We start from the raw sequence: 16,561 nt of genomic DNA on the forward strand, positions 1-16,561 counted from the left end.
TTGCGTTAAGTTTGTCATAGGGGACACATCTGTTTTCCCTTAAGAGTGTTTTATTTATCACAGAATATGCACCAAATTCAGCCTTGGTGCATGGGCCGTGAACATAAGCTATAAACAGTACTTCATTTATTTTGTAGTGTTTCAAATAAAAACCAAATTCTTCTTTCTGTTTCGTCTATATATTCTTCGAGAATACTTGTTGTGGCAAAATCATTTCCTTTATTGCATATTTCATGAGCTCTCCTCATATTTTTTAAAAAATCTTCATTGTCTTTTAGGAGTTGATGAAGCATTTCTTCAGCGGACAATATGTCATGATTATCCTTAATCGTCTGTAGTTCTTTAATCTGCCCAATAGATTGGATTGTTTTTTCTCCTAATTTCCGGACTCGCTCTGCTAGAACATCAATCATTAAAAAAATTTGCTCACTTTGTTCATCGAGTAAAAGATGATAATCGCGATAATGTGGCCCAGTCATATGCCAATGAAAATTTTTTGTTTTAACAAATAAAGCAAAAGTATTAGCAACAAGTGGATTAATTACTTCAGCGATTTTTCGTCTATCTTTAATATCAAGATCATTGGGGGTATCCAGTTTATAAAGTTCCATTTTTTTCATTTTATGCTCCTTTCGATTGATTAGGTATCTTAAGAATTAATTGTAGGCCATTATTATGAATAGTGATTTAAACACCGACGTCTTATACTAAAAGAGGTAAAAACTAAAAGGTTGCAGCTATTAAAACGAGGATCGTTATCAGAAAAATTGCTTTAAAGAAGATTTTCTGCTATTGTTTCGCGTCATTTGTGTCGAGTATGGTGCCTGGCAATGGATCAGGTGGCGATACTCATAACTATAGAGAGTAGTATTATGAAGGCATCAATTCATCCTGAATATAAAAAAGTTAAAGTAACGTGTAGTTGTGGTGAGGAATTTGAAACTCGCTCAACATTAGGTAAGGACTTGAACATTGAAGTATGTTCAAAATGTCATCCTTTCTATACGGGTAAGCAAAAATTAGTAGATACTGGTGGACGAGTTCAGAAGTTTCGTGATCGTTATAGCCAACGTGCTACATCTAATAAAGAAGAAAACAAATAAGGCGCGTTATTTTGCGCCTTATTTGTTTATGCTTCATTCGAAGTATAACTTATTGACAGATTGCTGCCTTCGATGTAAATTTTTGTTGGTTGTTAAGTCTTAATAATTCAATTCTTGTTTAAGTCCTTATTATTCCTTAGCTATTTCTCTTTAGAATTAGGAGTGGCTCAGATGCTTGTGTCTGAGAGCTTAGGATAAGCGATGAATTGATAATGGTTGTAAGATTCCGGATCTTACTTAAAATTTCATTTTATTTAAGAGAGTAAGTACTTTGGATAACGAAGTTTTGAAACAATGTGCATTGAACTATCACGAATTTCCCACTCCTGGGAAACTTGGTGTTCATGTAACCAAATCAACAGACTCTCAGAGTGATTTATCCTTGGCTTATACACCTGGTGTCGCAGCTCCGGTAATTGCTATAGCAGAAAATCCTGAAAATGCTTATCGTTACACCAATAAAGGAAATTTAGTAGCGGTAATGACTAATGGTACTGCGGTTCTTGGCTTAGGTGATCTCGGTCCTCTTGCAAGTAAGCCTGTTATGGAAGGAAAAGCAGTTTTATTTAAGCGTTTTGCCGGTATTGATGTGTTTGATATAGAAATTGATGCTCACGACCCCCAAGCTTTTATTGCTACAGCAAAACGAATTTCTCCCACATTTGGAGGGATTAATTTAGAAGATCTGAAAGCCCCAGAATGTTTTGAAATTGAACAGGCTTTAATTGAACAATTAAATATCCCAGTTTTCCATGATGATCAACATGGAACTGCTATTGTAGTTGCCGCAGGTTTGCTAAATGCCCTTGAATTACAACAAAAAAAATTATCTGAAGCACGAATTGTTTGTATAGGAGCCGGTGCTGCGGGAATCGCCTCAATGCGCTTACTTGCTGCCTTGGGTGCTCATAAAGAAAATATGTTGCTTTTGGATACTAAAGGCGTTATTCATTCGGGCCGTACTGATTTAAATGCCTATAAATTTGCTTTTTCACGTACTACTGAATGCAGAACCTTAGCCGATGCATTAGTTGATGCAGATGTTTTTATCGGTGTTGCGAAGCCAGATTTGTTAGATGCTAATTTATTAAAACGAATGGCACCTAGGCCCATTATTTTCGCGTTATCAAACCCTGACCCTGAAATCAGACCTGAAATAGCCCATAGCGTACGTGACGATCTAGTCATAGCTACTGGACGTAGTGACTACCCTAATCAGGTAAACAATGTATTATGTTTTCCATATATTTTTCGTGGCGCATTGGATGTACGTGCTAAATGTATTAATCAATCCATGCAAATTGCGGCAGTTGAGTCAATCCGCCAATTAGTGCATGAGCCAGTTCCCCAGGTAGTGAAGGATAATTACCCAGGTGTTACGTATTGGGAGTTTGGTCCTAACTATATTCTTCCAAAGCCTATCGATCCTCGTTTGCGAGAACGAGTTCCAGTTGCTGTAGCCCAAGCTGCAATAGCAAGTGGCGTAAGTCAATGAGTTGTATGTAATTTAAAATAAAAAGTAGCATCCCATATGCAATAAGGGATCTCTGGGTGTAGAAGTATGCCGTATGAGATATGCCTGGTTGTGTCTAGGATAAATAGGTGAATTAAATAAAAGAGTATTTACCGCCTTAGATTAAGACTGTAGATGCTTTTGCTTAACCAATGTTAAGGAGATAACCTTGCTTTCTGAAAACCGTAGAAATTACGCATTAATTGGATGGCTTATTTGTGGTCTTGGAGCCATGTTTTATAGTTACGAGTATTTGCTGCGGATCGCGCCTAGTGCGATGGAAACGGCACTGCGTGAGCATTTTAATTTATCTGCTACAGGATTTGGGAATATTTCATCTGTTTATTATTATGCTTATGTTCCTATGCAATTACCCGTGGGAATCATGATGGACCGCTACGGTCCTAGGCGATTATTAACTTTTGCATGTTTAATTTGTGTCATTGGAACTTTTTTATTTACAGGAACAACAGATTTTTGGGTTGCGGCCTCGGGACGATTTTTGGTTGGGTTAGGTTCTGCATTTGCATTTGTTGGTGTATTAAAGTTAGCAACAATCTGGTTGCCCGAAAATAAGCTTGCTATGGTTTCAGGAATCACTTCGGCATTAGGAACGGTTGGTGCTATGCTAGGTGATAATTTTTTAGAAATATTTGTTCATAGATTAGGTTGGATCAGGACCCTAAATATGACCGCTTTTTTTGGTATTGCATTAACCTTTATCTTATGGTTAGGTATTCATGATAAAAAAGGTCGTTACAGACAGAGCGGTACTGTTTCTTCTTTTAAAAAAGGTATGATTGACTTAGGTATTATTGCACGTAATAAGCAAATATGGGTTAATGGATTATTTGGGTGTTTGGTTTATTTACCTACAACAGTTTTTGCTGAATTGTGGGGAATTCCCTATTTAAGGCATGCTCATGGATTATCTGCACATGGCGCCGGTGTGGCGAATTCGTTGCTTTTCTTAGGTTTTACTTTAGGAGCTCCATTGATGGGGTATTTTTCTGATCGCATAGCACGCAGAAAATTACCTATGCTTTTAGGGGCTAGTGTTGCTACTGTATTGATGCTGGTTATTCTGTATTTTCCGGGGTTGAGCGAGAGTAATGTACAAATCCTCATGTTTTTATTAGGATTATTTTATAGTGCACAAGCGATTGTATTCGCAGTTGGACGGGAGTTGAGCCCTGGTGAAGCCGCAGGTACGGCGATGGCCTTAACAAACATGATCGTTATGTTAGGCGGTATGTTATTGCAGCCTTTAGTAGGATACTTATTGGATTTTAGTTACTCTTTACGTAGTGGCGCTTCTCTTTCAACGGCATTAGTAGTTGAGAATGTACATAAACTCTATAACATGACTGATTATCGTATTGCTTTAGCATTTATACCTATAGGTATGTGTATAGCTGCTTTATTAACATTCTTTTTAAAGGAAACACACGCTCATGCACCTAAATGAAATTGTTTCAAGAAAACAGCTGCTGTTAGGCCTATTTATCTGCTTTGTTGGGGCCGTGTTTTATTGTTATGAGTTTATTTTACGCATCATTCCAGGTGTGTTACAGACTGAACTCAGTACTGCATTAGGCCATATTTCAGCAACCACTTTTGGTCAGATATCTGCCCTATATTATTTTGCATATTCTCCCATGCAAATGCCTGTTGGGATGTTAATGGATAGATTTGGTCCAAGACGATTGCTAACGTTTGCTTGTCTTTGTTGTACTGTAGGTTCATGGATGTTTACACTTACCTCATCTATGTTTTTAGTCGGTTCAGGACGTTTTTTAGTGGGTTTTGGCTCTTCCTTTGCTTTTGTTGGTGTGCTTTCCCTTGCGTTACATTGGTTACCTAGACGTTATTTTTCTTTAGTTGCAGGTCTAATGACCACACTTGGAATGCTAGGTCTTGTTTATGGTGAAGTAAAAATTACTGAATGGTCTCAAAGTATAGGTTGGGAGCAAGTATTAATCTTAATCGCTATTGTTGGTGCTGGACTGAGTGTACTGATGTTGTTGGTCGTTCGTGATGGACCAGAAGGGCATCAACCAAATAATCATCCTTTACCAGAATTTTTTCGAAATGTGCTTAAAGTACTTGTTGCTCCTGAAGTTTGGGTTATCGGCTTTGTTGGCGCTTGTTTGTATACTTCTTTATCTGTATTTGGTGAATTATGGGGAAAAACGTATTTGGAACAAGCCCATCATTTAACTAAAGTTGAAGCAGCTAAGACGGTTTCCGCAGTATTTTTGGGTTGGGCCGTAGGGGCTCCTGTTGCGGGGTATTTATCAGATCGCTCGGGAAAACGTTTATTACCATTAGTTTTAGGTGCCATTTTTGCTTTAATTTGCATCAGCCTTGTTTTGTATTGCCCAGGATTATCTTATTTTAGTCTCAATGTCTTATTGTTTTTATATGGCGTGTTTAGTGCTACAGAAATTATCGTATTTATTATGGCTAAAGAATGCAGCGGTGCTCAATTATCAGGTACCGTTTTTGCTGCGACTAACATGATAATTTCTCTTGCCGGGGCCGTGTTCCAACCTTTAGTGGGTAAATTATTGGATACGTTTGGTGATAGTGGTATTGTAAAAGGAGAACATATTTACACTGTTGTGGATTATCAAGTTGCTTTATCCATATTACCTCTGTCACTGTTATTAGTTACTATTCTTGCGTTTTTTATTAAAGATCATAAAGACCACCCGATTGTTTAAGTAAAAAGTCACGTAACATATTAACTCTTGGTTAAACGGCCAAATATGGCCGTTTCTTGCTCGAGTTGAATGGTCAATGGTGCTCAGCAGCATAACGAAATTAGAAATCACGGATGTTAAAGTGCGCCACCTTCTGCGTCAGCAGGAGGTCTATTAAAAGTTATGTTGCAAGGTGAGATTTCTACTACGGCATGTTGATTTTAGACCTTCCGTTTTTGCGGAAGGCGATCTTTATAAGTCCTTTTTTTAGGGATAATAGATGTTCAATAGAGTCGCATTAGCGTCTTGGCCCCTCTGATATTGAATCATCTCCCTTCATTTCTGCTGATAATTGTTGATTGGTAGAGGAATTTAATTCACTTCCTTCTTGTTTACTGGAAAAGTCATTTATATTGCTCTTTATATTGTCAAATGATGGTGTATTCTTAAGAGCGCTCAAGGGTAGGTCTGGTGAGTTCTCAACGGGTTTAGATGAGTTCTCAACAGGTTTAGGGGTAGGTGAATTCTCTACAAATTTAGGGGAATTCTCAGAAGACGTTGGTATAGGGAGATCGTTATAATTTTTTCCTGCGCGCAGTTGGTCAACAAGCTCCTTATATCCTCCTTCTGGGAATGCCTTGTTAGTTCGGGGATCAATGAGCTCGCCATTTTTAGTAAGTGCAATTACGTCACCACCCATGCTGACCTTACCGTCCACTCCTTGTTTTGCTAAATATCTGAGAAAGTCTTCTTCAGCTTCAGTATTCTTAAATTGCAGTGTTATTCTGCCATTATCTTCGTCTACTTTTAACTTATTTTCATCTTCATTAAAATCGGGTTTTTGCTTTTTGTATTTTTTAAGCCAGTCTTGACAAATTTGTTCTAGATCGTGATTTTTGTTAGGATCTTTTTTAACGTCCATATTTTTTGTATTTTGCTCTATCTCCTGGTTTGGGTTTAACATTTCCTGGTTGTTAGCTGCTCTAGTTGCTTGAGCTTGCTCCATCATTTGTTGGTTATCTTTTTGTTTCTGTGCTTCAATTTCATTTAGTTTTTGTATATCTTGTTGAGTAGTAGCCATTCAATTCTCCAAATATTTTGCGTATACAATAGAGTGCGAATTTTCGATAGCACTTAAGTGATAATCATATTTAATCATGTTGATCAAAATGAGTCCAATTCATTGGATTTATATATGATATGAAATTATTAAACAGTTATAATTTTTCAATTGGTTACGCAAAAAACGGCTATTATTTAATAGCTCATAAACATAATTTTTTATTCTAAAAAGTCAGTAATTATTTAAAGTTCAGCCTTTACTGAGAGATAAAAAATTGAGTAATGTTTAATTAAATATTGCAATTAATTCGTTGACGGGTTGTCGCATAGAGCCTTGACAGTTGATAAAACGAGAGACTGGGAAGCTTTTGATCTCTGCTTTTCTATAGTGATGGCGGGTAAATTCAGTATCATGGTTAGAGAGAATAACTGGAATGCCTTTTGCTGCTGTTTCTTTGGCAAGCTCAGTCAACTCAATTTGATCCTCATTGGTAAATAACTTTTTATTGTAAGGTAAATGGGGTGTTTTATCTGAAAGTGGCACATAAGGCGGATCGCAATAGATTACATCCCCTCGCTCTGCATATTCAAAGGTTTTTCTAAAATCGTTATGAATAAATTCAGCACATTGACTTTTTTGATGAAACAGGTGCATTTCTTTGTGTGGAAAATAAGGTTTTGTATAAAGTCCAAAAGGGACGTTATAGATTCCTTTGGAGTTATAGCGACACAAACCATTATAACCATGTCTATTGAGGTAAAGAAAATAAGCTGATTTTTGTGGTGAATAAGGTGAGGCATTAAAATCAGTTCTTATCTGATAGTATTTCTCTTTACGATTGAATTCAGGATGAAAAAAAGAGGCACAATACCTAACAAATGGATCACCTTGTTGTTGTAATAGGGTAAATAAATGGATTAAATCAAGATTACTTTCAGCAAGGAGATAAGAAGAATAATTGGTATTCATAAAAACAACACCGGAGCCTGTGAAAGGCTCAATTAAGCGTTTGCCCGGAGGAAGAAGAGGAACAATCTTTTCCAAGCAGTTGTATTTACTACCTGCCCATTTTAGAAAAGGTCTTATTTTAATCATAGACATTACCACGATTGATTCAGAAAGAAGTATTGCTTATTTTTAAGAAAAAAAACAGAATTTTCTTATTCCATTCTTTGTGTATTTGAACTGGATTCCGTGTAACTTGTATATATTATAACGTGGACTAGTGACATAAAAGACATTTTTATGTCTTTTATGTCGTTTCATTAGATTGAATGCCGTCTTTTGTCATTATTGGCCATCGAAGGTTCTGTCTTTTGATTATCTTGGGGGCTATTTTTAGGGGTAAAAAAGAGGTTGTTGGGACTCATCACTTTATTTGTCATAGATGGTACTGATGGAGTTTTAGGCAATGGATGATGGTTGAGATTCTTTTGCGGATTGGGTGCTTTTGCATCGAGCTGCATCAATTTGTTTACAACCAAATAGCTTGAAGGTTCACTGATACCCCTATTCTTAGGTGGTGCTTCTATTGTCGCAGGTGCCTTAGATTTAGTGATACTTAATCCTAAAGATCCACTAATTAATGCTAGGCCGCCCCCGATTGTTCCAGCCACGGCAACTAATCCTAAGACACCAACGCCCAAAGGAGCAAACACACCAGTGGCAACCAGCGTTATTCCGATACCTGTTCCAATCACTAAACCTGCTGTTGCCAATAAACCGATAATAAGTGCTTCTTGATGAGAGGCAGATTTTAGGGATGTTGGTGTTTTCTCTTGAATAATTTCCGCAGAGTTCTCGAGGCGAGTTTTATTTTTAAGTTCCATCGCTGTAGTATATATCATTTGCGGAGTAGGGGTAGCTTGAAAATTTTTTAAAAAGGGAAGCTCGAATGTTTGCCCCTTTCTACCTGCTTTTAGGATACTCAGTACCGTACTAGCACCATTATGAGTATGCGAGTCAGTATCAGAGCTAACTATTTTGCGCATTTGCTCAAGCATACAAGCTGCATTAAGTTCATTTTTTTTTGATCCTATAGAAAGTTCTATTTGATCATCATAGGGTCTACCATAAAATAAATATTCATCTTTATTAAAGGCTTCTGAATTTGTAAATTGATTGTTTTGATTACGCAACTCTAGTAATTGGTCAGTTAGCTTATGGCGAATATAATCTACACGCTCACTTAATTCATTGAATGGCTCTACTGATATTTTTTGTTCCTGGGGTAATTGTCGATTTAATCGTTCAACAAGGTCCAGAATAATTTTATAGTTAGGATGCTTGGGATCAAGATTAGTTTGTTGTTTTAGTAATTTATTTGTTTTCTTTATTATTATTGTAGTTGCATTTAATAAATCGTCACAATCAGCTAGTGCTTTTTGATTCTCAATGTAGCGGCCTTCAATCGTATTAGGATTAAGAGCACATCCTTTTTCAGTTAAGGTACAGCTAGTAAATAATGGATCAGGATGAATGTTGCCTGCATAAAGAGCATCTTCTTGATAAGTAGGACTAAGATGGAAAGGCTCTATAACATTAAGCTCGTTAGGTATGAAACTAAAGTGAACCACGTATATTTCTTGTTCTGTACCATCCTTATTTTTTTCATTTTCTATGTGATGGGGGATGTAAGGTATTTGATCACAATATTGTGCTATAAGATTATCATTTTCCGGAGTAGCCGGTAATCTTAACTCAATAGATGCGTGCCCAACATCTTCATCAAGATACTTCGTTTGGCTATTTGTTCCCCATGTCTGGATTATGGCAATGCCTTTATTCATAATTATTTACTCTAACAGTTATTTTTACTCCATATATTAACCAAATTGATCAAACAACATCCAATCAAATATTTTGAATTCTCATATAAGATTATTAAATAATTGATTGCATTTAATAGGTTATTGGGTTTATGGAGAACTATTAAGTCTGAATAGGAGTTAGAGTTGTAGTCTTAGAGGGTATTTTTTCATGAATTTTCGAGTTGTGCTCAATTAGCATTCCCAAAGAACAGGAAATAAAGCATGGTTCATAGGAGCACCTTCTGGAAGTTGGTTGATTAATTCTGAAAAATGAGGTGAAGTTACCCATTTACGTGGGGCATGAGTGATGTCATCACCTAAAAAGCGCACGGAAAAAACTCTGCGTCGTTGTGTTCCGGGAACTCCTTGTGCCGCATGAAGTGTTAACATATGAAAGCATATCACGTCGCCCGGAACTATCTCCCAACCAATGATAGGGTAGATCTCACGTTTTGCTTCGATATCAGGAAGTTCTGTTAAACTTCCTTCTGGGAACCATTTTGCTTGGTTATCCATAAAAGAACGCGGCATAAGCCATGGCCCTAAATGAGAGCCAGCGACAAATTCTAGGCTGGAAATGCGAGATACGGGATCCACTGGTATCCATAAGCTGCAATTTTGAAACCCTTCAATATTATAATAGGGCTGATCTTGATGCCATGGCGTACGCTGTTGTGTTCCTGGTTCTTTAACAAGAAGATGATCATGATAAAGCCGTGTTTTTTTACTCCCCATAAGCATACCTGCAATAACACTGACAGGTGATTCAAAAATAAATTGTTGATAATGAGGATTGGTTTGCCAAGTACAAAAGTCTTCTATAAATTGCCCCGGATCGTCACTTTTACTTGCAATTTTTGAGCGATGACTGGGTGATTTCAGATTAAGCTCAATGCCATCACGAAGTAATGCAATTTCTTCCGTACTTAGAATTTGACGAATGCAAACTGCCCCATCTTTTTTATAAGCATCAATATGTGTTTGCGTCACTGATTCTTTAACACGTTGAAGGACTTCTTGAGAAATAAAATGAGAGTGCATGGTCTAATGAAGAAAATATAAAGGATTATTATGATGTTACTAAAATTTAATAAAAGGAGCTACTCATCTTAGAATCGATTAACTTATATTTTTAGCTTAAGTTTTTCATTGACATTGTAAACATATCCTCAGGTTCGCATCGATCCAGCACAGAAAGGATTATTGAGTTACTAAAAAATTCATGAGCGTCATTAAAAGTTATGCTATTTTAGCTGTTTCCCATGAAACAAGGATTTAAAGTGCATGAGTTACAGTTAAAAGCTAGTGAGCGAAAAATTATTTTTCTTGCTTCTTTAGGTGGGGCGTTGGAGTTTTATGATTTTGTTATTTACGTTATTTTTGCACCTATAATGAGTCAGATTTTTTTTCCAGAAACGGATAAGCTCGCTTCATTAATGAGTGTCTATGCTGTTTTTGCGATTGGATACTTAATTCGTCCTTTAGGTGGGGTTATTTTTAGTCATTTTGGCGATAAATATGGACGTAAAAAAACATTTATTGTTTCGGTTATTTTAATGGCTGTTCCCACATTACTTATTGGATTTTTACCAACATATCAACATATCGGTATTCTTTCCAGCATCATGCTAATTTTTTTGCGCTTATTACAAGGATTATCCATCGGGGGTGAAATTCCAGGGGCATTAACTTTTACCTGTGAGCATGTAGCTCCCCGATCAAGAGCATTGGCTTGTGGGGTTATCTTTTCATTCCTCAATTTTGGTATCTTTCTTGGTGCAGTAATTAGTTTAATTTTAACCAAACAACTTTCAAATGAGCAATTATTGAGCTTTGGTTGGCGTATTCCATTTATTTTTGGTGGATGTCTTGGTGTGTTTAGTTTTTATATACGTAAGCAATTAGCAGAAAGTCCATTATTTATTGCATTTCAAAATACTGCAGAACGTAAACGAGTTCCTTTTACTGAAGCAATCAATGGATATTGGCGAAAAATTTTGCAAGGTATAGGCTTAACATGTTTGGGTGCTGTCATGATCAATCTTGTTTTTTTATACATGCCTACGTACCTTTCTACGATTCTTGCTTATCCTAAACAGCAAGCGACTTTATTTAATACGATTAATTTAGCTTTTTATTCCTTGTTATTGATTGTTCTTTGTTGGTGTGGCGATCGATATGGACGTAAACTTATTCTTTTAATAGGTACTATTGGTTTTATCTTATTGAGTTATTTTTTATTTGCAACTTTGTCCATGCAAACGACACAATCACTGATTATCGCTTTATCTATTTTAGGTTTTTTAAGCAGTTTTATTATGGTATATCCCAGTCTATTAGTGGAGTTATTTCCCGTCTCTATTCGTTATACTGGGATTGCTATTTCTTATAATCTTGCATTTGCTTTTTTCGGTGGCCTAACTCCTTTTATTGTTACTTATCTTATTGAAAAATATAACAATAATCTTGCTCCAAGCTTTTATCTTATTTTAAGTGCGTTACTTTGTTTTATAGCCGTATTAACCATTAAAAAGCTCTATAAAGAATCGGAGGTTCAATTATGAGGCTTGCTGTGAAATCATTTCTACTTATCTGTTTTTCATTGTTATTTTCTATGGCACATGCAACCCGATCTTTTATTATTGATACTGATGTTGGAACTGATGATGAGTTAGCGCTACTTTATTTGCTGGCGCAAAAGGATATTGACATTAAAGCCATTACTGTAGTTGGAACAGGAGAATCTCACTGCCCAGCTGGATTAAAAAATGTCGCTGGATTATTAGCGTTAATGCACCAAGAAAAAATTCCTTTGGCTTGTGGGCGTGTTACTCCATTAGCTGGACAGCACCATTTTCCAGATTGGCTACGTAAACAAGCAGATAATTTAGCAGGTGCTGCTGATTTGTTGCCTAAAGTTGATGTGAAAACATCGCAAACTGCAGTTCAATTATTAGAAACCACTTTACGCAACGCGAATGAACCCGTGGAGATTTTAGCAATAGGTCCATTAACGAATCTTGGTGCGCTTGTGGCCAAATCTCCGGAGTTAAAAAATAAAATTAAAATGATTTATATTATGGGTGGGGCAGTTGAAAGTACTGGGAATTTGATTGAGGTTGATCAAACCATTAAAAATACTACTGCGGAGTGGAATATTTATGTAGATCCCAAAGCGGCGGATCATGTATTCCGTTCTGGAGTACCTATTACTATGGTAGGGTTGGATGTTACTAATCAAGTTCCTGTAACCCAGACGTTTTACCAAAAGTTAAAGCAAAATCAAAATAGTTTGGCGAATCAATTTTTTTATGAGCTTTTTCATCGTAATGAAGCGGAAATAATCGAGCACAAATGGTATTTTTGGGATGTTCTCTCTGCAGTTGTTGCTTATGATGATTCAATCGTTCAAGTAAGCAATAAAAAATTACGTGTATTATTAAGCCCGGAAGAGCAATCGGGTACTACAGTAGTGGATAAAAAAGGCAATAACATTCGCGTGTGTACTACTGTAGATAAGGAACGATTAGAAAATATTTTAATGAATACATTAAAGACTACATCTTGATTAATGAACAGAGCTTGGTTTTTCTTTAGTAATCTTTTTACACAAAGAGTTAATTTGCCTGGGTAAAATCTTAAAGATTGAAGCCCGGGTTTCACTTCGTTTCACCCAGGCTACATTCACTAGAGCTTCTTAATCTGGAATGGAACGTTTTTCTTCAAAAAAATGTATTTGCCCCGTTTTTATATCATGGAGTCCAGCGACAATCCCTATTTGTTTTTTATGAATTAGATCTTGAATTATAGGACTTTTTTCTTGTATCTCTTTAACTACTCTTAGAGCATTCGCTTTGGCGATGGCATCAATGAGCTTGGACTCAGTACAATTTTTTGTTCCTTGCTCTTGCATGCTGGTTTGAACTACAGGTTCAATCTTATGTAAAACATCGGTTAAATGTCCTAATTGAACACCATCACAAGCTCCAGCTACAGCGCCGCAAGAAGTATGAGCTAAAACTACGATAAGACGAGCACCTACAACTTTAGTTGCATACTCCATACTGCCTAAATTATCATCATTAAGCACGTTTCCTGCAACACGCAAAGTGAATAAATCAGCTAAGCCTTGGTCGAAAAATAATTCTGGGACACTTCGTGAATCCATACAATTTAGAATTACTGCAAAAGGATATTGCCCAAATGAAGACTGATGCGCTTGTTTTAAATAATCTCTAGTTATTTGTTGATTCGATAAAAAACGTTGATTTCCATCCTTTAAACGTTGCAGTGCTTGTTTGGGTGTCATTTGTTGTTGCTTTGTTTGACTTAATGTCTTTCCTAAGAGAAGGGATTCTGTCCCTGAAGAATAGGTATAACTGCTTAAAAAACTTATGAAGGCTAAGATCAAAATTTTAGTAGGGTGTCGCATTACAATGCTCCGTTTTTAATGAGAAATTTTCCTTTTCTTGATGATAACCTAATAATGATGATCGCACACGTTTTAATCGTATCTAAAAATAATCGCTTTAGTCCCTTGAATTTTAATAAATTGCCTCTATTTTCTTATATATCGCAACCACTAAAAGGAGAATGTGAATATGAGTATCATCAGACGTGATTATTTTCCTGTATATAATGAAATTGGCTCTTTATTAGATAATTTTTTTAAAGGGCAACAATTAGATGCCTCTTTTGTCGACACTAGCTCATGGGCTCCTCCAGTAGATATAAAAGAGGAAAAAAATCGCTTTTTAGTACTTGCTGATATTCCTGGAGTAAATAAAGAAGACATACAAATATCTTTAGAACATAATGTATTAACACTTCGTGGCGAACGCCATTTTGAAAAAACAGAAAAAAAAGAGGGATATACTCGTGTAGAGCGTTCGCAAGGCCAGTTTTATCGTCGTTTTAGTTTACCTCAAACAGCTGACGATGCAAAAATAAGCGCTAAATACAAACAAGGAGTACTCGAAATATCGATTCCTAAGAAGCAAACTGCAGTTCAGAAAAAAATAGATATTACAGTGGAAGAGTAATAAAAATTTATTGGGGGTAACAGAAATTCGGTTACCCTTAATGATTCATTTCTAAAAATGGTTTTGAGAAATCAACCTGGATTATTAAACGAAGATTTTTTCTAAGAATAACCATTGGCTTGTAAAATGCATATCACTAATTTATCGGACAGGTATCTTAGTGTATCAAGCCTATGTTATTTTTTTCTAAATTATCGAGCTCCCCCAACTTTTTTGCGCCCGTCTTTAAACTAAGTATTGGGAGCATCATTACTTGGAATTCACTCAACTATTGCATTATTTTTATGAAAATAGGGTGCGGATAATGACATCCTACATGACTCTTAATGTCTATAATTAAATAAGAAACGTGCGCTATAGGAGAGAGCCATGTTTAAACGAATCGCTTTATTTATTATTACTAATTTGGCCATTATTGCGGTTATTTCTTTTATCCTCAGTTTATTTAACGTTCAGCCATACCTGACACAATATGGTTTAAATTATCAATCTTTATTTATTTATGCTTTAATTATTGGTTTTACAGGCTCATTTATTTCCCTATTTATTTCTAAATGGATGGCAATACATGCTTTTAATATTCAATTAATTGAAAAGCCAACTACTGACATAGAATCTTGGTTGTTTAGTGAGATAGGACATTTAGCGCGGCAAAGAAATATTGGGATGCCAAAAATTGGTATTTATGAAAGTCCAGACCCCAATGCTTTTGCCACGGGGTGGAATAAGAACAATGCTCTTGTTGCCGTTTCAACTGGATTACTCCAATCTATGAATAAAGAGGAAATACAAGGTGTTTTAGGACATGAAATTTCTCATGTTGCTAATGGTGACATGGTAACCCTTACTTTAATTCAGGGGATTGTGAATACCTTTGTCATCTTTTTTGCTCGTATTGCAGCTTTTTTTGTAACTCAATTTTTTAGAAGAGATAATGAAGAAAGTGTTGGAGGAGGTTTTGTTTATTATGGAGTTGCTCTTATATTTGAATTACTCTTTGGAATTCTTGCCTCAATGATTGTAATGGGGTTCTCTAGGTATCGCGAATATAGAGCAGATAGAGGCTCAGCACAATTTGTTGGTAAAGAGAAAATGATAAAAGCTTTAGAGCGATTACAACAATTTGTCGATAAAACACCCAGTGATGATCGAGCGCCAGCATTTAATGCGATGAAAATATCAAGTCAAAATGGGTGGCTAACTCTTTTTTCCAGTCATCCTCCATTAGAAAAACGAATCGCAGTGTTACAAAAATTATAGATAATTTGTTATTAGGTTATCGCTATAAAGAGAAAAAGTGATAAAACTTAGGTTATTTATCACTTAGAGATGATTATAAGAATAAATGATTTATCAAATTCTAAGGGAGATTTGAAAAAACCGGGATTTCAGTTTCTATTATCCCGGTTTATAATACCAATAATTAAGCAACTACTGGAACAGTTTGATTCACTACTTTTTCCATATCATTCAGCTTATTACCAGAATCAGTATTAAAGAATAGGAAGTGTCCTGTAACTGCTAAATTAATCAGGCCAGCAGCTACATAACCAATACCAAGTCCAACAATTGCGAGAGCCAAGTTGCCAAATACTTGTTTCCATCCTCGATGAGTTTCCAGTTCGGGACGTGCTTTTTTGATAGCTTGATGGCAAAGGATACCAAATTGCTCATCATTGATTCGGTCATTGAAATACTGTACAGAACCTTTATAAAGCCGTTGGTGAAGCTCTTCTGCTTTTTCAGCCGCTTTGAGATGACCTGCAGCTCGAAGTTCAGCTGCTTTCTTTTCGATAATTTCCAACTGCTCATAAAAGCGAACCATTCGGGGTGTGAATTCAATATCACAAAGTGACAGTTCTTCATCTGTTACTTGTGGAAGAGGTTCAATTGGATTTACTTGGGTGATGACTGGAGTGTCGACTCTTGGTTCATCATCCATAATAGTAACTGGATCGCTAATAACCGAAGGTACTGATTGAGTGAATGCTTTTCGGTGAAGTAATTCGTCTGCTTTTACATGGTGTGCGACAAATATAGGCGCCATAATCCCATCACGGCCTTCATCCTTTTGTTTGGTGATTTCCGCCATATCTTTAACAGTTTGTTGGTAATTGACATCTATGATGTTGCTTGTCTTACCTTTAATGGGTTCCATTTTGGAAACATCGCCACCAGCATAATGATTGAGGCGAAGTGTTACATTGGGAGGTATTAATTCAGGGTTTTTACTGAAGAACTCATGTTACGCACGGGACTTGCTGGCTGACTAAAAAGCATTAGAATTCCGCTCTTAATTTTAGGGAGGGAATCCAATGGATATGC

At 36.3% G+C, this 16,561-nt stretch carries 15 protein-coding genes; 8 read left to right on the plus strand and 7 right to left on the minus strand.

Annotated elements, in window-relative coordinates:
* Positions 1 to 122: 122 nt before the first annotated feature.
* Positions 123 to 620, minus strand: a complete 498-nt coding sequence (locus Lsan_RS09400) for a Dps family protein (RefSeq protein WP_058514146.1) — start codon at positions 618 to 620, stop codon at positions 123 to 125.
* A 252-nt stretch (positions 621 to 872) separates the two neighbouring features.
* Here Lsan_RS09400 and rpmE point away from each other — a divergent pair, with 252 nt between their 5' ends.
* The 4 genes from rpmE (at position 873) to Lsan_RS09420 (ending at position 5,342) form a co-directional block, all read left to right on the plus strand.
* Positions 873 to 1,103, plus strand: a complete 231-nt coding sequence (rpmE, locus tag Lsan_RS09405) for a 50S ribosomal protein L31 (RefSeq protein ID WP_058514147.1) — start codon at positions 873 to 875, stop codon at positions 1,101 to 1,103.
* Positions 1,104 to 1,374: 271 nt separating this feature from the next.
* Complete coding sequence (locus Lsan_RS09410; protein WP_058514148.1) at positions 1,375 to 2,598, plus strand: malic enzyme-like NAD(P)-binding protein; 1,224 nt, start codon at positions 1,375 to 1,377, stop codon at positions 2,596 to 2,598.
* A 187-nt stretch (positions 2,599 to 2,785) separates the two neighbouring features.
* The gene (locus Lsan_RS09415; RefSeq protein ID WP_058514149.1) at positions 2,786 to 4,084 is read left to right on the plus strand and encodes an MFS transporter; all 1,299 of its coding nucleotides are present in this window, start codon (positions 2,786 to 2,788) and stop codon (positions 4,082 to 4,084) included.
* The gene (locus tag Lsan_RS09420) at positions 4,071 to 5,342 is read left to right on the plus strand and encodes an MFS transporter (RefSeq protein WP_058514150.1); all 1,272 of its coding nucleotides are present in this window, start codon (positions 4,071 to 4,073) and stop codon (positions 5,340 to 5,342) included. The genes Lsan_RS09415 and Lsan_RS09420 overlap by 14 nt, the downstream gene beginning before the upstream one ends.
* A gap of 277 nt (positions 5,343 to 5,619) precedes the next feature.
* Here Lsan_RS09420 and Lsan_RS09425 read toward each other — a convergent pair whose 3' ends face one another.
* The 4 genes from Lsan_RS09425 to Lsan_RS09445 form a co-directional block, all read right to left on the minus strand.
* Positions 5,620 to 6,402, minus strand: coding sequence for a hypothetical protein (locus tag Lsan_RS09425; protein ID WP_058514151.1), 783 nt, complete (start codon positions 6,400 to 6,402; stop codon positions 5,620 to 5,622).
* A 267-nt stretch (positions 6,403 to 6,669) separates the two neighbouring features.
* Positions 6,670 to 7,479, minus strand: a complete 810-nt coding sequence (locus Lsan_RS09430) for a Dam family site-specific DNA-(adenine-N6)-methyltransferase (protein WP_058514152.1) — start codon at positions 7,477 to 7,479, stop codon at positions 6,670 to 6,672.
* A 170-nt stretch (positions 7,480 to 7,649) separates the two neighbouring features.
* Positions 7,650 to 9,173: a hypothetical protein gene (locus Lsan_RS22600; protein WP_193392698.1), complete on the minus strand. Its 1,524-nt coding sequence runs from the start codon at positions 9,171 to 9,173 to the stop codon at positions 7,650 to 7,652.
* A 213-nt stretch (positions 9,174 to 9,386) separates the two neighbouring features.
* Entirely contained in the window at positions 9,387 to 10,235 is an 849-nt protein-coding gene (locus tag Lsan_RS09445; RefSeq protein WP_058514153.1) for a phytanoyl-CoA dioxygenase family protein, read from the minus strand.
* A 221-nt stretch (positions 10,236 to 10,456) separates the two neighbouring features.
* On the opposite strand from Lsan_RS09445, the gene Lsan_RS09450 reads away from it, so the two are divergent.
* Together Lsan_RS09450 and Lsan_RS09455 are read left to right on the plus strand one after the other, a co-directional pair.
* Positions 10,457 to 11,758: an MFS transporter gene (locus Lsan_RS09450; RefSeq protein ID WP_058514154.1), complete on the plus strand. Its 1,302-nt coding sequence runs from the start codon at positions 10,457 to 10,459 to the stop codon at positions 11,756 to 11,758.
* A gap of 8 nt (positions 11,759 to 11,766) precedes the next feature.
* Positions 11,767 to 12,762: a nucleoside hydrolase gene (locus tag Lsan_RS09455; protein WP_237762085.1), complete on the plus strand. Its 996-nt coding sequence runs from the start codon at positions 11,767 to 11,769 to the stop codon at positions 12,760 to 12,762.
* A gap of 129 nt (positions 12,763 to 12,891) precedes the next feature.
* On the opposite strand, the gene Lsan_RS09460 is transcribed toward Lsan_RS09455, so the two are convergent.
* Positions 12,892 to 13,626: a carbonic anhydrase family protein gene (locus tag Lsan_RS09460; RefSeq protein WP_058514156.1), complete on the minus strand. Its 735-nt coding sequence runs from the start codon at positions 13,624 to 13,626 to the stop codon at positions 12,892 to 12,894.
* Positions 13,627 to 13,795: 169 nt separating this feature from the next.
* Between Lsan_RS09460 and Lsan_RS09465 the strand changes: the two genes are divergently transcribed.
* On the plus strand, positions 13,796 to 14,236 hold the full coding sequence (locus tag Lsan_RS09465; protein ID WP_058514157.1) for an Hsp20/alpha crystallin family protein: 441 nt from the start codon (positions 13,796 to 13,798) through the stop codon (positions 14,234 to 14,236).
* A 369-nt stretch (positions 14,237 to 14,605) separates the two neighbouring features.
* Positions 14,606 to 15,496, plus strand: coding sequence for a protease HtpX (gene htpX / locus Lsan_RS09470; protein ID WP_058514158.1), 891 nt, complete (start codon positions 14,606 to 14,608; stop codon positions 15,494 to 15,496).
* 163 nt (positions 15,497 to 15,659) lie between these two features.
* Here the strand turns inward: htpX and Lsan_RS09475 are convergent, their stop codons facing one another.
* Entirely contained in the window at positions 15,660 to 16,394 is a 735-nt protein-coding gene (locus Lsan_RS09475) for a hypothetical protein (RefSeq protein ID WP_237762086.1), read from the minus strand.
* Positions 16,395 to 16,561 lie beyond the last annotated feature (167 nt).

This window comes from Legionella santicrucis (assembly GCF_001468135.1).
GTDB lineage: Bacteria > Pseudomonadota > Gammaproteobacteria > Legionellales > Legionellaceae > Legionella > Legionella santicrucis.